The sequence below is a fragment of the Sinorhizobium sp. Y406 genome (assembly GCF_058732025.1).
Genome location: NZ_CM178974.1, coordinates 1,790,495 through 1,809,187, shown reverse-complemented (window position 1 = coordinate 1,809,187; position 18,693 = coordinate 1,790,495). Strand labels below are relative to the sequence as shown.

General features: G+C 64.9%; 17 protein-coding genes. 14 read left to right on the top strand and 3 right to left on the bottom strand.

Annotation, left to right across the window (positions count from 1 at the left end):
- Positions 1 to 78 precede the first annotated feature (78 nt).
- Positions 79 to 3,885, top strand: a complete 3,807-nt coding sequence (gene cobN / locus AC4P1R_RS08655; protein ID WP_492177714.1) for a cobaltochelatase subunit CobN — start codon at positions 79 to 81, stop codon at positions 3,883 to 3,885.
- 4 nt (positions 3,886 to 3,889) lie between these two features.
- On the top strand, positions 3,890 to 4,528 hold the full coding sequence (gene cobO, locus AC4P1R_RS08650; RefSeq protein WP_069458297.1) for a cob(I)yrinic acid a,c-diamide adenosyltransferase: 639 nt from the start codon (positions 3,890 to 3,892) through the stop codon (positions 4,526 to 4,528).
- Positions 4,529 to 4,696: 168 nt separating this feature from the next.
- Here the strand turns inward: cobO and AC4P1R_RS08645 are convergent, their stop codons facing one another.
- On the bottom strand, positions 4,697 to 5,482 hold the full coding sequence (locus AC4P1R_RS08645) for a TSUP family transporter (RefSeq protein WP_492177713.1): 786 nt from the start codon (positions 5,480 to 5,482) through the stop codon (positions 4,697 to 4,699).
- A gap of 427 nt (positions 5,483 to 5,909) precedes the next feature.
- On the opposite strand from AC4P1R_RS08645, the gene AC4P1R_RS08640 reads away from it, so the two are divergent.
- The 5 genes from AC4P1R_RS08640 to cbiB all read left to right on the top strand — a co-directional run bounded on the left by AC4P1R_RS08640 (position 5,910) and on the right by cbiB (position 10,552).
- On the top strand, positions 5,910 to 6,359 hold the full coding sequence (locus tag AC4P1R_RS08640) for a cobalamin biosynthesis protein (protein ID WP_492177712.1): 450 nt from the start codon (positions 5,910 to 5,912) through the stop codon (positions 6,357 to 6,359).
- A gap of 67 nt (positions 6,360 to 6,426) precedes the next feature.
- Positions 6,427 to 7,266: a uroporphyrinogen-III C-methyltransferase gene (gene cobA / locus AC4P1R_RS08635; protein ID WP_492177711.1), complete on the top strand. Its 840-nt coding sequence runs from the start codon at positions 6,427 to 6,429 to the stop codon at positions 7,264 to 7,266.
- Entirely contained in the window at positions 7,263 to 8,564 is a 1,302-nt protein-coding gene (locus AC4P1R_RS08630) for a cobyrinic acid a,c-diamide synthase CobB (protein WP_069458301.1), read from the top strand. The genes cobA and AC4P1R_RS08630 overlap by 4 nt, the downstream gene beginning before the upstream one ends.
- Entirely contained in the window at positions 8,561 to 9,559 is a 999-nt protein-coding gene (cobD, locus tag AC4P1R_RS08625) for a threonine-phosphate decarboxylase CobD (RefSeq protein ID WP_069458302.1), read from the top strand. The genes AC4P1R_RS08630 and cobD overlap by 4 nt, the downstream gene beginning before the upstream one ends.
- Entirely contained in the window at positions 9,560 to 10,552 is a 993-nt protein-coding gene (cbiB, locus tag AC4P1R_RS08620) for an adenosylcobinamide-phosphate synthase CbiB (protein ID WP_492177710.1), read from the top strand. It abuts the gene before it with no gap.
- 140 nt (positions 10,553 to 10,692) lie between these two features.
- Here the strand turns inward: cbiB and AC4P1R_RS08615 are convergent, their stop codons facing one another.
- Positions 10,693 to 10,965 (bottom strand): hypothetical protein, encoded by a 273-nt coding sequence (locus AC4P1R_RS08615; RefSeq protein ID WP_492177709.1) that lies wholly within the window; start codon positions 10,963 to 10,965, stop codon positions 10,693 to 10,695.
- Between the two features lie 174 nt (positions 10,966 to 11,139).
- Here AC4P1R_RS08615 and AC4P1R_RS08610 point away from each other — a divergent pair, with 174 nt between their 5' ends.
- The gene (locus tag AC4P1R_RS08610) at positions 11,140 to 11,517 is read left to right on the top strand and encodes a hypothetical protein (RefSeq protein WP_492177708.1); all 378 of its coding nucleotides are present in this window, start codon (positions 11,140 to 11,142) and stop codon (positions 11,515 to 11,517) included.
- A 295-nt stretch (positions 11,518 to 11,812) separates the two neighbouring features.
- Here AC4P1R_RS08610 and AC4P1R_RS08605 read toward each other — a convergent pair whose 3' ends face one another.
- Positions 11,813 to 12,583 carry a Crp/Fnr family transcriptional regulator gene (locus AC4P1R_RS08605; protein ID WP_492177707.1) on the bottom strand — a complete coding sequence of 257 codons (771 nt, stop codon included), beginning with the start codon at positions 12,581 to 12,583 and terminating at the stop codon, positions 11,813 to 11,815.
- 186 nt (positions 12,584 to 12,769) lie between these two features.
- Here AC4P1R_RS08605 and hemN point away from each other — a divergent pair, with 186 nt between their 5' ends.
- From hemN to AC4P1R_RS08575, 6 genes are all read left to right on the top strand, one after another.
- On the top strand, positions 12,770 to 14,119 hold the full coding sequence (gene hemN / locus AC4P1R_RS08600) for an oxygen-independent coproporphyrinogen III oxidase (RefSeq protein ID WP_492177706.1): 1,350 nt from the start codon (positions 12,770 to 12,772) through the stop codon (positions 14,117 to 14,119).
- Positions 14,120 to 14,226: 107 nt separating this feature from the next.
- A complete protein-coding gene (locus AC4P1R_RS08595) occupies positions 14,227 to 14,505 on the top strand; it encodes an acyl carrier protein (RefSeq protein ID WP_012708338.1) in 279 nt (92 codons plus the stop codon).
- Between the two features lie 113 nt (positions 14,506 to 14,618).
- A complete protein-coding gene (locus AC4P1R_RS08590) occupies positions 14,619 to 15,095 on the top strand; it encodes a 3-hydroxyacyl-ACP dehydratase FabZ family protein (RefSeq protein WP_069458307.1) in 477 nt (158 codons plus the stop codon).
- A gap of 1 nt (position 15,096) precedes the next feature.
- Positions 15,097 to 16,296, top strand: coding sequence for a beta-ketoacyl-ACP synthase (locus AC4P1R_RS08585; protein ID WP_492177704.1), 1,200 nt, complete (start codon positions 15,097 to 15,099; stop codon positions 16,294 to 16,296).
- Positions 16,297 to 16,308: 12 nt separating this feature from the next.
- On the top strand, positions 16,309 to 17,592 hold the full coding sequence (locus tag AC4P1R_RS08580) for a beta-ketoacyl-ACP synthase (RefSeq protein WP_492177702.1): 1,284 nt from the start codon (positions 16,309 to 16,311) through the stop codon (positions 17,590 to 17,592).
- Positions 17,593 to 17,660: 68 nt separating this feature from the next.
- Positions 17,661 to 18,689 carry a zinc-binding dehydrogenase gene (locus tag AC4P1R_RS08575; protein ID WP_492177701.1) on the top strand — a complete coding sequence of 343 codons (1,029 nt, stop codon included), beginning with the start codon at positions 17,661 to 17,663 and terminating at the stop codon, positions 18,687 to 18,689.
- The last annotated feature ends 4 nt before the right edge of the window (positions 18,690 to 18,693 follow it).

The window sequence follows — 18,693 nt, the reverse complement described above, 5'->3', positions numbered from 1 at the left end:
CAAGGTAAGCCCCTCCCCCTTGTGGGGAGGGGTTGGGGAGGAGTTTTTCTTGGCAGGGTTCTGTTATGAGGAGGTCCCATGCACCTCCTCCTAGCGCAGAAAGGCACGATTGCCGACGGCAACGAGGCGATCGATCTCGGCCAGAGCCCGGCCGATATCCTGTTCCTCTCGGCCGCCGACACGGAAATTGCCGCGATCGCCGCCGCCCATCGCGGGCGCGTGCGAGCGCGAAGCCTGCGCATCGCCAGCCTGATGAACCTGATGCATCCGATGTCGGTCGACACCTATGTCGAGCGGACGGCGCGGCATGCCAAGCTGATCGTCGTGCGCCCGCTCGGCGGCGCCAGCTATTTCCGCTACGTGCTGGAGGCGCTGCACGCAGCGGCGATCGCGAACGGGTTCCAGATTGCCGTGGTGCCCGGCGACGACAAGCCCGATCCGGGCCTCGAGCCGTTTTCGACGGTTTCCGCGGAGGATCGTCAGCGCCTGTGGGCCTATTTCACCGAAGGCGGTGCCGACAACGCCGGGCTGTTTCTGGACTATGCCGAGGCACTGATCGAGGACGGCGAGAGGCCGGAACCCGCGCGGCCCTTGCTCAAGGCCGGCATCTGGTGGCCGGGGGCAGGGGTTGTCGGGGTTGGGGAGTGGATGCGCTTAGTTGGTGGAGGCGGGGTGAGTTCGACGGAGTCGAAGAAAGCCGAACCCACTGTCGCCATCTGCTTCTACCGCGCTCTCGTCCAGAGCGGAGAAACTAAGCCCGTCGAGGCGCTGATCGAGGCGCTCGCCGCGGAAGGCATGCGGGCCTTGCCGGTCTTCGTTTCCAGCCTCAAGGACGCGGTTTCGATCGGCACGCTCGAGGCGATCTTTGCGGAAGCCGCCCCTGACGTGGTGATGAATGCCACCGGCTTTGCCGTCTCGGCGCCGGGTGCCGACCGCCGGCCGACGGTGCTCGAATCGACGGGGGCGCCGGTCTTGCAGGTGATCTTCTCCGGCTCGTCGCGCGCGGCCTGGGAAGCCTCGCCGCAGGGGCTGATGGCGCGCGATCTCGGCATGAATGTCGCGCTGCCGGAAGTGGACGGGCGCATCCTGTCTCGTGCCGTCTCCTTCAAGGCGGCCTCGGTCTACGACCCGCTGGTCGAAGCCAATATCGTCGGCCATGAGCCGCTTCACGATCGCGTGCAATTTTCCGCCCGTCTCGCCGCCAATTGGACGACGCTCAGACGCACCGAGCCCGGCGGGCGCCGGATCGCGGTCGTCATGGCCAATTACCCGAACCGCGACGGCCGCCTCGGCAACGGCGTCGGCCTCGACACGCCGGCCGGCACGATCGAAGTGCTGAAAGCGATGGCGGCGGAAGGGTATCGCGTCGGCGATCTGCCTGCGGACGGCGATGCGCTGATGCGCTTCCTGATGGCCGGGCCGACCAACGCCGCGAGCCGCGACCGGGAGATTCGCGAAAGCATTTCCCTGAATCGATACAGCGACTTCTTCGCGTCTCTTCCGAAAAAGATTCAAGAGGAGGTGACGGAGCGCTGGGGCGAGCCTGAGGCCGATCCCTTCTTCCTCGACGGGGCCTTCGCGCTGCCGCTCGCCCGTTTCGGCGACGTGCTCGTCGGCATTCAGCCGGCGCGCGGCTACAATATCGATCCGAAGGAGACCTATCACGCGCCGGACCTCGTGCCGCCGCATGGCTATATCGCCTTCTACGCCTATCTGCGCCAGGTCTTCGGTGCCGACGCTATTGTTCACATGGGCAAGCACGGCAATCTCGAATGGCTGCCCGGCAAGGCGCTGGCGCTGTCGGAGGCGTGCTATCCCGAGGCGGTCTTCGGGCCGACGCCGCATCTCTATCCCTTCATCGTCAACGATCCGGGCGAGGGCACGCAGGCCAAGCGCCGCACGAGCGCCGTCATCATCGACCACCTGACCCCGCCGCTGACGCGGGCGGAATCCTATGGGCCGCTCAAGGACCTGGAGGCGCTGGTCGACGAATACTACGAGGCGGCCGGCAGCGATCCACGCCGCCTGCGTCTCCTCAGCCGCCAGATCCTCGACCTCGTGCGCGACATCGGCCTCGACCATGATGCCGGCATCGGCAAGGGCGACAATGACGAGGCGGCGCTGGAGAAGCTCGACGCCTATCTCTGCGATCTCAAGGAAATGCAGATCCGCGACGGGTTGCACATATTTGGCGTGGCGCCCCAAGGGCGGCTACTGACCGATCTCACCGTGGCGCTCGCCCGGGTGCCGCGGGGCTTAAGCGAGGGCGGGGACCAGAGCCTGCAGCGGGCGATTGCGGTGGATCTGGGGTTGAGGGGTACTTCCCCGCAAGCGCAACCCTTCGATCCCCTCGACTGCATTCTCTCCACGCCCTGGACCGGACCGAAACCCGGCCTCCTTGCGAGTGTCTCGGACGCCCCCTGGCGCACCGCCGGCGATACGGTCGAGCGCATCGAACTGCTTGCGACAAAGCTCGTCTCCGGCGAAATCGCCTGTCCGGAGGGCTGGACCAATACCCGGATGGTGCTCGACGAGATCGACACCCGGCTGAAGCCTTCGATCGAGGGTTCCGGCGCAGCCGAGATCAAGGGCCTGCTCACCGGTCTCGACGGCCGCTTTGTGCCGCCGGGTCCCTCCGGCGCGCCGACGCGCGGACGCCCCGATGTGCTGCCGACCGGCCGCAACTTCTACTCCGTCGACAGCCGCGCCGTGCCGACGCCGGCGGCCTATGAGCTCGGCAGGAAATCGGCCGAACTGCTGATCCGCCGTTACCTGCAGGACCACGGCGAGTGGCCGACCTCCTTCGGGCTCACCGCCTGGGGCACCTCCAACATGCGCACCGGCGGCGACGACATCGCCCAGGCGCTGGCGCTGATCGGCGCCAAGCCTCTCTGGGACATGGCCTCGCGGCGGGTGACCGGCTACGAGATCGTGCCGCTCGCCGTGCTCGGCCGTCCGCGCGTCGACGTCACCTTACGCATTTCCGGTTTCTTCCGTGACGCCTTTCCGGATCAGATCGCGCTTTTCGACAAGGCGATGCAAGCGATCGGCGCGCTCGACGAGGACGATGCCGACAACATGATCGCCGCCCGCATGCGCGCGGAGGCTCGGCGTCTCGAAGGCGAGGGTATCGATGCCAAGGAGGCGGCGCGGCGGGCGTCCTACCGCGTCTTCGGCGCAAAACCCGGCGCTTACGGAGCGGGCCTGCAGGCGCTGATCGACGAGAAGGGCTGGGAGGACCGCGGCGATCTCGCCGAGGCCTATCTGACCTGGGGCGGCTACGCCTATGGCGCCGGCGAGGACGGCAAGGCGGAGCGGGGCCTTTTCGAAGAACGGCTGCGCTCGATCGAGGCGGTCGTCCAGAACCAGGACAATCGCGAGCACGATCTGCTCGACAGCGACGACTACTATCAGTTCGAGGGGGGCATGAGCGCTGCCGCCGAGCGACTGGGCGGCGCGCGTCCTGCGATCTATCACAACGACCATTCGCGGCCGGAAAAGCCGGTGATCCGCTCGCTCGAGGAAGAGATCGGCCGCGTGGTTCGCGCCCGCGTCGTCAATCCGAAATGGATCGACGGCGTGATGCGCCACGGCTACAAGGGCGCCTTCGAGATGGCCGCGACGGTCGATTACATGTTCGCCTTCGCCGCGACGACCGGGGCGGTGCGCGACCACCACTTCGAGGCCGCCTACCGGGCCTATATTGCCGACGAGAAAGTGCTCGAATTCCTCCGCGAGAAGAACCCGGCCGCTCTTGCCGAAATGTCGGAGCGGCTTCTGGAGGCGGTCGAGCGGGGGCTGTGGACGCCGCGCTCGAATTCGGCGCGATTTGAACTGAGCGGCCTTGCCGCGCACACCGGCGGGGCCGGACACAACAGGGAGTGAGACGATGAGCGAAGAGACGGTGAACGAGTCGACGGCCGAGAAGGACGAAGCCCGCCACGCCATGAAGATGGCGAAGAAGAAGACGGCGCGCGACAAGATCATGGCGACGAAGACGGACGAAAAGGGTCTGGTCATCGTCCATACCGGCAAGGGCAAGGGCAAGTCGACCGCCGGTTTCGGAATGATCTTCCGCCACATCGCCCATGGCATGCCCTCAGCGGTCGTGCAGTTCATCAAGGGTGCCATGCATACCGGCGAGCGCGATCTGATCGAGAGGCATTTCGGCGACCTCTGCCAGTTCTACACGCTCGGCGAAGGCTTCACCTGGGAAACGCAGGACCGCGCCCGCGACGTCGCCATGGCGGAGAAGGCCTGGGAAAAGGCCAAGGAACTGATCCGCGACGAACGCAACTCCATGGTGCTGCTCGACGAGATTAATATCGCGCTCCGCTACGACTACCTCGACGTCGCCGAGGTGATCCGGTTCCTGAAGGAGGAAAAGCCGCCCATGACCCATGTGGTCCTGACCGGCCGCAACGCCAAGGAGGACCTGATCGAGTTCGCCGATCTGGTGACGGAAATGGAGCTGATCAAACATCCCTTCCGATCCGGCATCAAGGGGCAGAAGGGCGTCGAATTCTGATCCGGGGGGCGATGGCGTCGCGGACATTACAGCGCCACGCATCTTTTCGGACGCTTTCGGACGCGCAAAGGTCGCTGTAACTCATTGAATCTGCGCATCGAGCGTTCCTAAAATCGGGTACGATTTTCGGGCCGATGCGCTAGGCGTCGCGGTGCCGTTCGCCTTCGCTCACACCCCGAGCCAGATCCTCAACGGGTGCCCCGGATCGGCCAGGAGGCGGACGGCAAGGACGATCGAGACGATGACGAGCAGCGGCTTGATGATCTTCGCGCCCTTGGCCATGGCATAGCGCGAGCCGACCTGCGCACCGAGGAACTGGCCGACGCCCATCACCAATCCGACCTTCCACAGCACGACGCCGTGAAGCAGGAAGACGATGAAGGCGCCGAGATTGGAGCCGAAGTTCAGGAACTTCGTATGCGCCGTCGCCTTGAGGATGCCGTAGCCTGCGAGCGAGACGAAGCCGAGCATGAAGAAGGAACCGGTGCCGGGCCCGAAGACGCCGTCGTAGAAGCCGATCAGCGGCACGAAGGTGAGGGTGAAGAGGAATGCCGAGATGCGGCGATGCCTCTCGATATCGCCGACATTTGGTTTCAGGCCGAAATAGATGGCAATCGCGATCAGGAGGAACGGCAGCACGCCTTTGAGCGCGTCGGCCGGAACGATGGTCGCGAGGAGCGCGCCGAGGACCGAGCCCAGCGCCGACATCAGCGCCATCGGCAATTGCTCCTGCAGACCCACATGCCCGTGCCGCGCATAGGCGAGGGTCGCCGAGCCCGAGCCGAAGAGGGACTGTAGCTTGTTGGTGCCGAGGGTTTCCAGCGGCGGAATGCCTGCGATCAGCATAGCCGGAATGGTCACCATACCGCCGCCGCCGGCAATCGAGTCGATGAATCCGGCGATGAAGGCCGCCGCGAACAGAAAGATGAGGAGATGGAAGGCGAGGTCGGTCACGGAAGGCTCGAAGAGAATGGCAGTGAGATTGCTTCGTCTTCTGTCAGACGTGGCGTCCAAATGCAAAGAAATGTCGACAGTGGTCCGAGGGGGTATTCCGCGCCAGCGCCGCGAGTGACTCATAACTGCACAGTTTACGACGTGGCGATGGCGCAATCCGGTTTGACCGCCCGGCTGGCCTTCGGATAGATATAGCGATCATGCGACGGCGTCCGCGGAGGCGGACTGAAAGAGCGTCCGGTGCGGCCGACCCAGGCAGGGGGCCCGATCCGGTGCTGTCCAGACCGGTGTGGGCTCACGCCCCGGCCGGCGCTTCGTATGGAACGCCGACCGCTGCGCTGGGCTCTGGAAACGAAAGCCTCGTGCAGCAATCAACCGAGTTTCAGCTTGCGTGCCGGAGAGGCCGCGCTGCAGGGAGCCGCACCGCATGCCTTTGGCCGAGGGGTCAGCCGTCACCAATGGAAAACTCGTTCTCGGCCTCGGCTGCGAGCGCCGAACCGCGCCGGAGGAAGTGATCGGACTGGCCGAGCAGGCGCTTGCGGATGCCGGAGCCAGCGGGAGCGATCTCGCTCTCATCGCATCTCTCGATGCACGTTCGGAGGAGCTCGGCATTCTCGCCGTCGCACAGCACTTTGCCGTGCCGATTCGCTTTTTCGATGCGGCGACGCTCGAGGCGGAGGCGGACCGGTTGCAAAATCCGTCTGAGATCGTCTTCGCCCATACCGGCTGTCATGGCGTGGCGGAAGGGGCCGCTCTCGCCGGTGCCGGGCCGGATGCGGTGCTGATCGTCCCGAAGATCCGCTCGGCGCGTGCGACGGCGGCGTTAGCCGGTGTGGTTTGCAATGGTGTCGCCTGCGGCCAGCGGGGAGTGGAATGATGACGGCAACGGTCAACCCCCGGCAGGCCAGAGGGGGTAAGCTTCGCTCGGTCGGGAGTGAGAGACGATGACGGAAATCCTATTCGCCGGTCTGCCCGAACTTGAGCCGGGAACCGTGTGGCTGGTCGGGGCGGGGCCGGGCGATCCCGGTCTCCTCACGCTTCACGCGGCCAATGCGCTGCGCCAGGCGGATGTCATCGTCCACGACGCGCTGGTCAATGGCGAGTGCCTGAAGCTCGCCAAACCCGGTGCAACGCTCGAATTCGCGGGCAAGCGCGGCGGCAAGCCTTCGCCGAAGCAGCGCGACATCTCGCTGAGGCTTGTCGAACTCGCGCGTGGCGGCCAGCGCGTGCTGCGGCTGAAGGGCGGTGATCCCTTCGTGTTCGGGCGGGGCGGCGAAGAAGCGCTGACGCTGGTCGAGCATGGCATTCCGTTTCGCATCGTGCCTGGCATCACGGCGGGCATCGGCGGCCTCGCTTATGCCGGCATCCCCGTTACCCACAGGGAAGTGAACCATGCGGTCACGTTCCTCACGGGCCATGATTCCTCCGGCGTCGTGCCGGACCGGATCAATTGGGAAGGCATCGCCAAGGGCTCGCCGGTCATCGTCATGTATATGGCGATGAAGCATATCGGCCAGATTGCCGCGAACCTCATTGCCGCCGGCCGGGCGCCGGACGAGCCGGTCGCCTTCGTCTGCAATGCGGCGACGGCGGACCAGGAGGTGCTCGAAACCACGCTGTCGCGCGCGGAGGTCGACGTTGCGGCGTCCGGTCTCGAGCCGCCGGCGATCGTCGTCGTCGGCGAGGTGGTGCGGCTGCGCCCGTCGCTCGACTGGAGGGGTGCGCTCGATGGCCGCAAACTTGTAACCGATCCGCTGCCAGATCGCTCCCGGAACCCGGCATGAGCGGCCTGATGATTGCTGCTCCGAGCTCCGGCTCGGGCAAGACGACGGTGACGCTCGGCCTGATGCGGGCGCTCAAGAGGCGGGGACATTCGATTTCGCCCGGCAAGGCGGGGCCGGATTACATCGATCCGGCCTTCCATGCGGCGGCAAGCGGCAAGCCTTGCCTCAACTACGATCCCTGGGCGATGCGGCGGGATCTGCTTCTTGCCAACGCGGGGCGGGCTTCGGCCGACGGCTGCACGCTCATTGTCGAGGCGATGATGGGGCTCTATGACGGCGCCGCCGACGGCAGCGGAACTCCGGCCGATCTCGCTGCCACGCTCGGGCTTGCGGTGATTCTCGTCGTCGATTGCGCCCGCCTGTCTCATTCGGTCGCGGCGCTGGTGCGCGGCTATGCGGGCCATCGCGACGATGTCCGCGTTGCGGGCGTCATCCTCAACCGGGTCGGCAGCGACCGCCACGAGGCGATGCTGCGTGACGCGCTCGGCCGCATTTCGGTGCCGATCTTCGGCGTTATCCGTCAGGATGCCGCGCTAAGGCTGCCCGAACGCCATCTCGGTCTCGTCCAGGCGGGGGAGCACGGCGCGCTCGAAAGCTTCATCGACCATGCTGCCGCCACAATCGAGGCCGATTGCGATCTCGATGCCATTCTTGCCGCCGCCTTGCCGTTGCCATTGCAGACCAGACCGGCACCCGCCGCGCTCAAGCCGCTCGGCCAGCGGATCGCCATTGCCCGTGATGTTGCCTTCGCCTTCGTTTACGAGCATCTCATTGCCGGCTGGCGCGGGCAGGGCGCCGAACTTTCCTTCTTCTCGCCGCTTGCGGACGACGGGCCGGACGGCGCTGCGGAGGCAATCTATCTTCCCGGCGGCTATCCGGAACTGCACGCGGAACGCCTTGCCGGTGCTCGCGGCTTCCGCAACGGCGTGCGTCAAGCGGCGGAGCGGGGCGTTCGCGTCTTCGGCGAATGCGGCGGCTACATGGCGCTCGGGGAGGGGCTTGTTGCCGCGGACGGCCGCCGGCACGAAATGCTGGGCCTGCTGCCGCTCGTCACCAGTTTTGCCGAGCGCAAGCGGCATCTCGGCTATCGCCGTCTCCATCCCGTCGACACCACGTTTTTCGACGGCCCCATGACGGCACACGAATTCCATTATGCGACCATCGTTTCGGCGGGAGCGGCCGAACCGCTTTTCTCGGTGACGGACGCGGCCGGGGAGGACCTCGGACGGGCGGGCCTGCGCCGAAGAAATGTCGCGGGATCCTTCATGCACCTCATCGACCGGCTGGAGGCCCCATGACGGCTCCGCTCGTGCACGGCGGCGGCATCAGCGAGGCGGCGGCGCGATTCGGCGGCGCGCCTGAAGACTGGCTCGACCTTTCGACCGGTATCAACCCGTGTCCGGTGACCCTTCCCGAGATCGATCCGCGCGTCTGGCACCGCCTGCCGGACAAGCATCTGGAACAGGCGGCGCGCGTGGCGGCAAGCCGCTACTACAGAACCGGCGATCTGCCGCCTTTGCCGGTGCCCGGCACGCAGGCGGCTATCCAGTTGCTGCCGCGGCTCGCGGGCTCGGCGGGACGGGCCGCGATCCTTGCGCCGACCTATGGCGAATATGCCCGCGTGCTTCAGGCTGGCGGCATGGTCGTCGATCTCGTCGAGACCGTCGAAGATCTGGACGCTGCCCCGTTCGCCGTGATCGTCAATCCCAACAATCCCACCGGTCGGCATTTCCAGCCGGAGCAAATCCTGGCTGTAGCCGAGGCGATGGCCGCGCGCGGCGGCATTCTCGTGGTCGATGAAGCCTTCGGCGATCTCTATCCGGCGGCAAGCGTTGCGCCGCACGTGGCGGACCACGACAACCTGGTCGTGTTCCGCTCTTTCGGCAAATTCTTCGGGCTTGCCGGTCTGCGCCTTGGCTTCGTGATCGCCACGGCACCCGTGCTGGAGTCGCTGCGCGAGCGGCTGGGGCCGTGGGCCGTTTCCGGTCCGGCGCTGGCCTTGTCGGCCAAGCTGCTGGCCGCGGATACCGGGGCAGTCGCCAAACGCATCTGGGAGCGGAAGGCCGGTCTGGATGCGGTGCTCGCGGGAGCCGGGCTCAAGGTGATCGGCGGTACGGGTCTGTTCGCTCTCGTCGAACATGAGCGCGCCCAGGCCCTTCACGAGGACCTTTGCGGGGCGCGCATCCTAACCCGCAAATTCGATTACAACCCGCATTGGCTGCGGCTAGGCCCTGCGGCGGACGAGCACGGGGATCTCCGGCTCGCCGAAGCCTTGAAAGGGGCAGGCGTCTAGATGTCGGAAACCCTTCTCATCCTGGCGGTGGCACTGCTTATCGACCGTCTCCTCGGCGATCCGGACTGGCTATGGTCGCGGATCACCCATCCGATCGTCCACTTCGGCCAGGCCATCGGCCTATTCGACAAAGGATTGAACCAAGCCGAACTGGGGAAGGGTTCCTTAAGGCTGCGCGGGCTGGTGACGATCGCGGTTCTTGTCGTTGCGAGCATGGTGGTGGGCGTCGTGCTCGACCGCCTTTTCAATGTCCTCGGCGCAGTCGGTTTTCTCTTCGAGGCAATCCTCGTTGCCGTCTTCCTCGCGCAGAAAAGCCTTGCCGATCACGTGGTCCGGGTTGCCGACGGCCTTCGCCGCGACGGCCTTGCGGGCGGCCGCGAGGCGGTGTCCCTGATTGTCGGGCGCGATCCGAACACGCTCGACGAACCGGGCGTCTGCCGCGCGGGGATCGAGAGTCTCGCCGAGAATTTCTCCGACGGGGTCGTTGCTCCCGCCCTCTGGTACGCCCTGGCCGGCCTTCCGGGGTTGCTCGCCTATAAGATGCTCAACACCGCGGATTCGATGATCGGGCACAAGAGCCCACGCTATCTGCATTTCGGCTGGGCTTCCGCGCGGCTGGATGACCTTGCCAATCTTCCGGCAGCGCGGCTTTCGGTCCTCCTCGTTGCCGTCGGCGCCTATCTGAGGCGCGGCGCCGAGGCGGCAAGAGCCGCAATCGACGTGGCGCGGCGCGACCACGGCCTGCACCGCTCGCCGAATTCCGGATGGCCGGAGGCGGCGATGGCGGGCGCACTGGATATCCAGTTGGCGGGGCCGCGGATCTATGGCGGCGTGACGGTGGACGAGCCGATGATTAACGGAACCGGGCGGCCGATCGCGACCGCCGAGGATGTCGATGCCGCCGTTTCGGTCTTCTACGCGGCCTGTTCGGTAATGACTCTGGCCATCGCCGCGTTGGCTCTTCCCTTCTTGCTTCTTGCCTCCGGCTGGTAGTGAAAACCTAACGGGGTTGGTGCCCGTGGTTAACGGCCGTTTCGGTGGATTGCGAAGGTTCAGGCCAATGGCCAACTACACCAATTCCAGAATGACCGGAACTGCAGGGCAACCGCTGCTAACCCTCGCCAGCGAAGCAATCAGCTTTGCGATTCGACCAGGATCACCAAGGACTCCGGCACCACTCCATCGAAGGCCATCGCATCCGCGGCTTCCTTGCTCTGCATAGCTTTCATCATGGCGTCCATGTCCGGAACGTCCATAAGAACGGCGACCCGAGTCGGATCTTGTGGATCTACAAAGGTTCGTATGTTGGTCACGCCGAGCGGACCAAAAAGCTCTTTGCGCCTCGGTGAGTCGAGCCAGTGCTTGGTGCCCTTCGTGATGTTATGGTAGCCAATGACCGTCGGCATTGCATCCTCCCTACCGTGGCGGCGAAGGCTGGCACAACCAAGAGTGCCAAGATCCATCCCGTCGAACTACGGAGCGCCGTTTTGGTTGGACTGTCAATTGTTTCGTTAGGGCGCGGAGGAACGATTCGGAGAGGGCGTTTCGCTACGCCGCCCGGTGGAAGCGGTCATCAGAGCATGAGGGCAATTCGTCTCGGCACGCTCTACTTCGCTGCGGTTTTCATGGTCGGATTCGTGCTGGGGACGATCCGTACGCTGGTCCTGATCCCCCGGTTGGGCGGACTTGGTGCCGTGGCGGTCGAACTGCCAGTGATCCTGACCGCGGCGTGGATCATTTGCGGTTGGTTTCTGCGTGGCAGCACACTGACGCTAACCGAAGCCGCCGGCACGGGGGCGGTCGCCTTTGTTTTGCTGATGCTGACAGAAGTGGCGCTGTCGGCCGTGCTTTGGCATCGCACGATCACCGAGCATCTAGCGCTCTACACGAACCCCGCCGATCTGCTCGGCCTCGCCGGGCAGATCGCTTATGCGTCTTTCCCTTTGATACGCCGCTGATATCGGCTCCTGGCGGCGCGCTTCAGCGCCGCGCGTCTTATAAGACGCGCAAGGTCGCTGTAGCACTTTGAACTGCTGCATGTCTTTGTCCTTTAATCGAGGTCGATTAAAGGAGACATGCAGTTGTCGCGGATCCCGATTGCGCTCCGACGGCTCGGCAGGCCGGTGCTGGCTGGTTCAGGCTGTGGCAGGGCGCGGCGACCGCCGAAGGTGCGGCCGCCGTGCCTCCGTGCCGGGATGCTCGAGTGCTTGGATTGCCGTCGCGGCCCAGAACCAGCCGCACTGCGATTGCCGTTCAGCCATCGATCCCGGCGCAGCGCTTCAAGCGTGCCATGACGGGCACGAAGACCCGGCGGTTGTTCTCGATGCGGATCACGCCGTCCTTGCGCAGTTTGGTGATCTGGCGGCTGACGGTCTCGATGGTGAGGCCGAGGTAGTCGGCGATGTCGGCGCGAGAGAGGGGCAGGTCGAATTCGTTCGCCACGCCTTCTTCGGGGTCGAAATGGGTTGCGATGAGAAAAAGGAAGCTCGCAACCTTCTCCTGGGCCGTCTTGCGGCCAAGCGTCAGCATCCATTCGCGGGCCTCGTCGAGTTCCTTCAAGGCCTGGGCGTGCAGCCGGTGTTCGAGGCCTGGCGCCTCGGCCATCAGCCGCTCGACGATCGCATGCGGAAAGGCGCAGATGTCGATATCGGTCGCCGCTTCCGCACTCAGCGTGCTTTCGCGCGTGAAGGGCCTGCCCATGAAGTCCGGCGCGAACTGAAGCCCGACGATCTGCTGCCGGCCATCCGACATCATTTTGCTCAGCTTCACGACCCCGCGGATGAGGTTGGCATGGTTCCGGGTCTCTTCGCCCTGGCCGAGCATCTCGCTGCCGGCCTCCACCGAGCGCCGCGTCGCATGGCGGCTGAGTTCCGTCAGCTGGCCGGGCGTCAGTGCGCCGCAGACGCCGCCATGGCGCGCCTCGCAGGCGATGCACACGACGGGGATGTCCGAATTATGGATGTCCTTGCGGCGGTTCTCGGCGACGATCTGCACGTTTTTCCTGCCCGTTTGGTTATCACTCATCGAAGCAAAAAGGATCGTGCAGGGCAAATCAAGGTTTCGTAGGCGCCTATCGTGCAGACGCGAAACTATGTCTCAGGCAAATTTGACGTTTATCAACTATTGCCCGTAGGTCGTTCGACTTGATCAATATCAAACGCTGCTCTGCTCTTTCATTCTATCTCTGCTGCGTTGTGAGCGGAGATGAAGATGGACGAAGCACTGATACTGAAACATGCCGCGCCGGTACCGCGTTATACCAGCTATCCGACAGCGCCGCATTTCTCGGCGGAGGTCGGCAATTCACATTATACGGGCTGGCTCGGCGCACTCGGCGCCGGCGACAGGCTGTCGCTCTACGCTCATATTCCCTATTGCGACCGGCTCTGCTGGTTCTGTGCCTGCCACACCAAGCAGACGCTGCGCTACGACCCGGTCGCCGCCTATCTCAAGGGGCTGCGCCGTGAAATCGCGACGGCCGGCGGGCTCACGGGTGCGGGCGCCCGCGTTACCGCGCTGCACCTCGGCGGCGGTTCGCCGACGCTTTTGCGGCCGGAGGACCTGATTGCGCTCAGGCAAGAGTTCACCCGCCATTTCGCCTTTGCCGATGAGTGCGAGATCAGCGTCGAGATGGACCCTAACGATCTCGACGCCGGCCGCCACGACGCGCTCGCGGCGATCGGCATGACACGGGCGAGCTTCGGCATCCAGGATTTCGATCCGACGGTGCAGAAGGCGATCAACCGGATCCAGACCTATGAGCAGACGCGCGAGGCGATCGAGGCGTCGCGGGCCCGCGGCGTGCGTTCCGTCAATGTCGATGTGCTCTACGGCCTGCCTTACCAGACGATGTCGTCGCTCGAGCGCACCATCGACGCGGCGCTTTCTCTCGCTCCGGATCGGGTCGCGCTCTTCGGCTACGCGCATGTGCCGTGGATGAAGAAGCACCAGGCGATGATCCCGGAGGAGAGCCTGCCGGGCATCGTCGAGCGCTATGCGCAGATGTCGCGTGCAGCCGAAATGCTGGTCGTCGCCGGCTATCAGCCGATCGGCATCGATCATTTCGCCAGGCCGGCGGATGCGCTCGCCGTCGCCAGTAGGGAGGGGCGGCTCCGGCGCAACTTCCAGGGCTATACCGATGATGTCGCCGAAACGCTGATCGGCCTCGGCGCATCGGCAATCGGTCAGTTCCGGCAGGGCTACGTGCAGAATATTCCGGCGACGGGAGAATATCTGCGTGAGGTGGGGCAGGGCGGGCTTGCCGCCGTCCGCGGTTATCTGATGACGCCGGAGGACCGGCTGCGGGCGCGGGTGATCGCGCTCATCATGTGCGAGTTCGGGTTCTCCTTCGAGCGGATTGCGGCGGAGTTTCCCGGGCTTGCCGCAGCGGTCATCGAGGAGGCGCGGCTCTTTCGCGCCCAGGACGCCGATGGTCTCACCGTGATCGAGAACGGCGTCTTCGGCCTGACCCCGCGCGGCAGGCCCTTCGCGAGGACGGTCGCGGCCGCCTTCGACGCGCATCTTCGCTCTGGGCGGGGACGGCACTCGGTCGCCGTTTAGCAACAGCTGCCTTCAATTCTCAACCGCTGTAGCCAAGGAGGCATTGGCTTTTGCGGTGCATTTTTCTATAGGGATCGCCAAGACTCGAATTTCATGAGGTATTGCGCGTGACAGCTACATTCGACAAGGTTGCCGACATTATTGCAGAAACGAGCGAGATCGATCGCGAGACGATCAAGCCGGAGAGCCACACCATCGACGATCTCGGCATCGACAGTCTGGATTTCCTCGACATCGTTTTCGCGATCGACAAGGAATTCGGCATCAAGATCCCGCTGGAGCAGTGGACTCAGGAAGTCAATGAAGGCAAGGTCTCGACCGAGGAATATTTCGTTCTGAAGAACCTCTGCGCCAAGATCGACGAATTGCGGGCCGCCAAGGCCTGATTGACGCCTCCATCCGGGTTCGATCCATTCCGATGCCGCCTGCTGCGTCCGTCGCTTGACAGGCGGCATCGGCATTTTTACTTGAGCCGCGAAACCAAAGGGGTTGAGCCTTCATGCTCCTTGAGTATTTCCAGATGATCGACCGGATCGAGAGTGTCGATCTTACGGCCGGCCGACTGACGGCACGCTCCGTCGTCCCGGACAAGAGCCCCGTCTTCGAGGGGCATTTTCCCGGCTATCCACTGGTCCCGGGCGTCCTCCTGATCGAGACCATGGCGCAGGCTTCCGGTTTCCTCGTGCTCGCGGCGACGAAATTCGCGGCGATGCCGTTCCTGATGTCGGTCGACGGCGCCAAGATGCGCAGTTTCGTCGAGCCCTCGGCAGAACTCGAGATCGAGGCGCTGCTGGAGCACGAAGGGTCCGGTTTCGCCGTCACCAAGGCGAAGATTGCCTCGGGCGGCAAGAAGATCTGCGATGCCCAGTTGAAGCTGAGAACGGTCCCCTTCGATCAGGTGCCGCTCGGCGATATCGTTCGCAAGCGCGCCGAGGAACTGGGTCTCATGGCCGCAACGGCCGGTTCGGAGAAATAAGATGACGAAATCCGCAAACGACGTGGTAATCACCGGCGTCGGCATCGTGACGAGCCAGGGTGTCGGTACCGAGCCGCATGTGAAGCTCCTGACCACGGCCGAAGCACCAAAAGTGCGGATCGAAACCGAACGTTTCGCGCCTTATCCCATTCATCCGCTGCCGGAAATCGACTGGTCCGAGCAAATCCCGAAGCGCGGCGACCAGCGGCAGATGGAGAACTGGCAGCGCCTCGGCGTCTTCGCCGCCGGGCTTGCGCTCGACGATGCGGGCCTGAAGGACGACCTCGACGCTTGTGGCAGCATGGACATGATCGTCGCCGCCGGCGGCGGCGAGCGCGACATCAATGTCGATTCGCTGATCGTCGACGAGGCCTTGAAGCGCAATGATCGCGAGCGACTCCTGAACGAGAAGCTGACCACGGAACTGCGCCCGACGCTCTTTCTCGCCCAGCTTTCCAACCTGCTTGCCGGCAATATTTCCATCGTGCACAAGGTCACTGGCTCCTCGCGCACCTTCATGGGCGAGGAGGCAGCCGGCATCTCGGCGGTCGAGACCGCTTTCGCCCGGATCAATGCCGGGCAGTCGACCCACACGCTCGTCGGCGGCGCTTTTTCGGCCGAGCGTCTCGACATCGTGCTGCTGTTCGAGGCCATCCAGGCGCATGCAACCGGCGAGTGGCATCCGATCTGGTCTCGCGAGGCGGAAAATGGCGGCGGCATGATCCTCGGTTCGGTGGGCGCTTTCCTCGTGCTCGAGTCGCGCGAACATGCCGAGGCGCGCGGCGCCCGCATCTATGCGACGATCGATGCGATCGGCGGCGACCGCGGCAGCCGCGACGAGGGCCGGCTCGAGGCGCGCCTCAAGGCCCTGGCGCAGCCGGCCACTCACCTCGATCCGCAGTCTACCGTGGTGTTTTCCGGAACCTCCGGTTTCCATGATCTCGTTCGCCGCGAAAGAAAATTCCTCGAAACGGAACTCGCCGCCAGGCCGGTCCGCGCCTTCGGCGGCCTCGTCGGTCATGGTGTCGAGGCGCAGTTCCCGGTCGGCATGGCGCTTGCCGCACTTGCGCTCGGCCATGGTGCCGAAATCCCGCCTTTCGATCCTGCCGAATCGCCGATGACGGCGCCTGCAAAAGCAGCCGTCGTGACGACCATCGGACATGCCCGCGGCGAAGGCATCGCCGTGCTTGCCGCTGAATAAGGGAGCTCGACCATGAGCAAGGCATATAAGGACCATCTCGGCCGTCCGATCGTCGCCGTGACGGGCATGGGCGTCATCACCTCGCTCGGCCAGGGGATCGAAGACAACTGGGCGGCGCTCACGGGCGGCGTATCGGGTATTCACAAGATCACCCGGTTCCCGACGGACAGCCTCTCGACCCGCATCTGCGGTACGGTCGACTTCATCGAGCTGCCGGCGGAAAATGCCGTCGAGCGCTCCTATGCGATGGCGCGGGAGACGACCTTGGAGGCGCTTTCGCAGGCCGGGATTTCGGGCGAGTTCAACGGGCCGCTGTTCCTCGCCGCGCCGCCGATCGAGCCGGAATGGAGCGCCCGCTTCGAGCTTGCCGACCGCTCGCCGCCGTCGGAGCGGCCGGGGGATGCCTACAACCGTTTCCTTGCCGCCATGCGGCAGAAGGCCGATCCGGTGTTCCACGAGGCGGTGCTCTTCGGCTCGATTTCAGAGCGTCTCGCCGACCGTTTCGGTACCCGCGGTCTGCCGGTGACTCTGTCGACCGCCTGCGCGTCCGGCGCCACGGCGATCCAGCTTGGCGTCGAAGCGATCCGCCAGGGCCGCACCGACCGGGCGCTGACGGTCGCAACCGACGGTTCGGTCAGCGCCGAGTCGCTGATCCGGTTCTCGCTGCTTTCGGCGCTATCGACCCAGAACGACCCGCCGGAAAAGGCGTCGAAACCCTTCACCAAGGACCGCGACGGCTTCGTCATCGCCGAAGGGGCGGCGACACTGGTGCTGGAGTCGCTGGAGGCGGCAGTCGCCCGCGGCGCGCGCGTCTACGGCATCCTGAAGGGCTGCGGCGAGAAGGCGGATCTCTTCCACCGCACGCGCTCCTCGCCGGACGGCGGCCCAGCGATCGCGACGATCCGGGCGGCACTTGCGGATGCCGGTATCGGCGAGAGCGGCATCGGCTACATCAATGCCCACGGCACGTCGACGCCGGAAAATGACAAGATGGAATATCTCTCCATGTCGGCCGTGTTCGGCGAGCGCCTGCCATCGATTCCGGTTTCGTCGAACAAGTCGATGATCGGCCATACGCTGACCGCGGCCGGTGCGGTCGAGGCCGTGTTCTCGATCCAGACGATGATGACCGGCACGCTGCCGCCGACGATCAACTACCAGAACCCTGATCCGGCGATCGTTCTCGACGTCGTTCCGAACGTGAAGCGCGACCAGCAGGTGACGGCGGTACTTTCAAACTCTTTCGGCTTCGGCGGCCAGAACGCCAGCCTTGTGATGACGGCCGAGCCGGTTTGAGTATGGCGCCTCCGCCTTCAGCGTAGCGCCCAACTGCTCGACGATCGGAATATTCAAAGGAAACACCAATGCGCGCCCTGCAATTGCTCGATGACCGCAAGCTCGAAATCACCGACTTGGCCGAACCGGAGGCGCCGGGTCCCGGCGAGGTGACGCTGCGCGTCAAGGCGGTCGCGCTCAACCACATCGACGTCTGGGGCTGGCGCGGCATGGCTTTCGCCAAGCGCAAGATGCCGCTGGTGATCGGTGCGGAGGCTTCCGGCGTCGTCGAGAGCATCGGGCCGGGTGTCGCCAATGTGCTGCCGGGGCAACTCGTGTCGATCTATGGGGCGCGCACGTGCGGCCTTTGCCGCCCCTGCAGGGAGGGGCGCGACAATCTCTGCGAACATGTGGGCGGCGTGCACGGCTTCCATCTCGACGGCTTTGCGCAGGAGAAGGTCAACCTGCCGGCGCGCCTGCTCGTGCCGGCGCCTCCGGGTGTCGATGCGGTCGGTGCGGCGCTTGCGCCCGTCACCTTCGGGACGGTCGAGCACATGCTCTTCGACAATGCCAAGCTCGAGCCGGGCGAGACGATCCTCGTTCATGCGGGCGGCTCCGGCATCGGCACGGCCGCCATCCAGCTCGCCAAGAAGATCGGCTGCACGGTCATCACCACGGTTGGCTCCGACGACAAGATCGAGAAAGCCAAGGCGCTCGGCGCCGATCACGTCGTCAACTACCGCACCGACCGTTTCGAGGGCGCGGTGCGCAAGCTCACGAAAAAGAAGGGCGTCGACGTCGTCTTCGAGCATGTCGGCAAGGACACCTGGGCGGGCTCGATGCTGTCGATGAAGCGCGGCGGTCGCCTGGTCACCTGCGGCTCGACCTCGGGCGTGTCGACAGACATGAACCTGATGATGCTCTTTCAGCAGCAGTTGAAGCTGCTCGGCTCCTTCGGCTGCCGCATGGAGAACATGGCGAATGCCATGCAGAAGATGGCGCGCGGGCTCGTTCATCCGGTGATCGACACGGAGGTCGGACTCTCCGACATCGACCGGGCGCTGGAGCGGATGGAGTCCCGCCAGATCTTCGGCAAGATCGTCCTCAGGATGGACTGAAGCC

Excerpts from the sequence above, each read along its gene's own strand:
- cobN (WP_492177714.1), top strand. The coding sequence starts at position 79 with ATGCACCTCCTCCTAGCGCAGAAAGGCACGATTGCCGACGGCAACGAG.
- cobO (WP_069458297.1), top strand. The coding sequence starts at position 3,890 with ATGAGCGAAGAGACGGTGAACGAGTCGACGGCCGAGAAGGACGAAGCC.
- AC4P1R_RS08640 (WP_492177712.1), top strand. The coding sequence starts at position 5,910 with ATGCCTTTGGCCGAGGGGTCAGCCGTCACCAATGGAAAACTCGTTCTC.
- cobA (WP_492177711.1), top strand. The coding sequence starts at position 6,427 with ATGACGGAAATCCTATTCGCCGGTCTGCCCGAACTTGAGCCGGGAACC.
- AC4P1R_RS08630 (WP_069458301.1), top strand. The coding sequence starts at position 7,263 with ATGAGCGGCCTGATGATTGCTGCTCCGAGCTCCGGCTCGGGCAAGACG.
- cobD (WP_069458302.1), top strand. The coding sequence starts at position 8,561 with ATGACGGCTCCGCTCGTGCACGGCGGCGGCATCAGCGAGGCGGCGGCG.
- cbiB (WP_492177710.1), top strand. The coding sequence starts at position 9,560 with ATGTCGGAAACCCTTCTCATCCTGGCGGTGGCACTGCTTATCGACCGT.
- AC4P1R_RS08615 (WP_492177709.1), bottom strand. The coding sequence starts at position 10,965 with ATGCCGACGGTCATTGGCTACCATAACATCACGAAGGGCACCAAGCAC.
- AC4P1R_RS08610 (WP_492177708.1), top strand. The coding sequence starts at position 11,140 with ATGAGGGCAATTCGTCTCGGCACGCTCTACTTCGCTGCGGTTTTCATG.
- AC4P1R_RS08605 (WP_492177707.1), bottom strand. The coding sequence starts at position 12,583 with ATGAGTGATAACCAAACGGGCAGGAAAAACGTGCAGATCGTCGCCGAG.
- hemN (WP_492177706.1), top strand. The coding sequence starts at position 12,770 with ATGGACGAAGCACTGATACTGAAACATGCCGCGCCGGTACCGCGTTAT.
- AC4P1R_RS08590 (WP_069458307.1), top strand. The coding sequence starts at position 14,619 with ATGCTCCTTGAGTATTTCCAGATGATCGACCGGATCGAGAGTGTCGAT.
- AC4P1R_RS08585 (WP_492177704.1), top strand. The coding sequence starts at position 15,097 with ATGACGAAATCCGCAAACGACGTGGTAATCACCGGCGTCGGCATCGTG.
- AC4P1R_RS08580 (WP_492177702.1), top strand. The coding sequence starts at position 16,309 with ATGAGCAAGGCATATAAGGACCATCTCGGCCGTCCGATCGTCGCCGTG.
- AC4P1R_RS08575 (WP_492177701.1), top strand. The coding sequence starts at position 17,661 with ATGCGCGCCCTGCAATTGCTCGATGACCGCAAGCTCGAAATCACCGAC.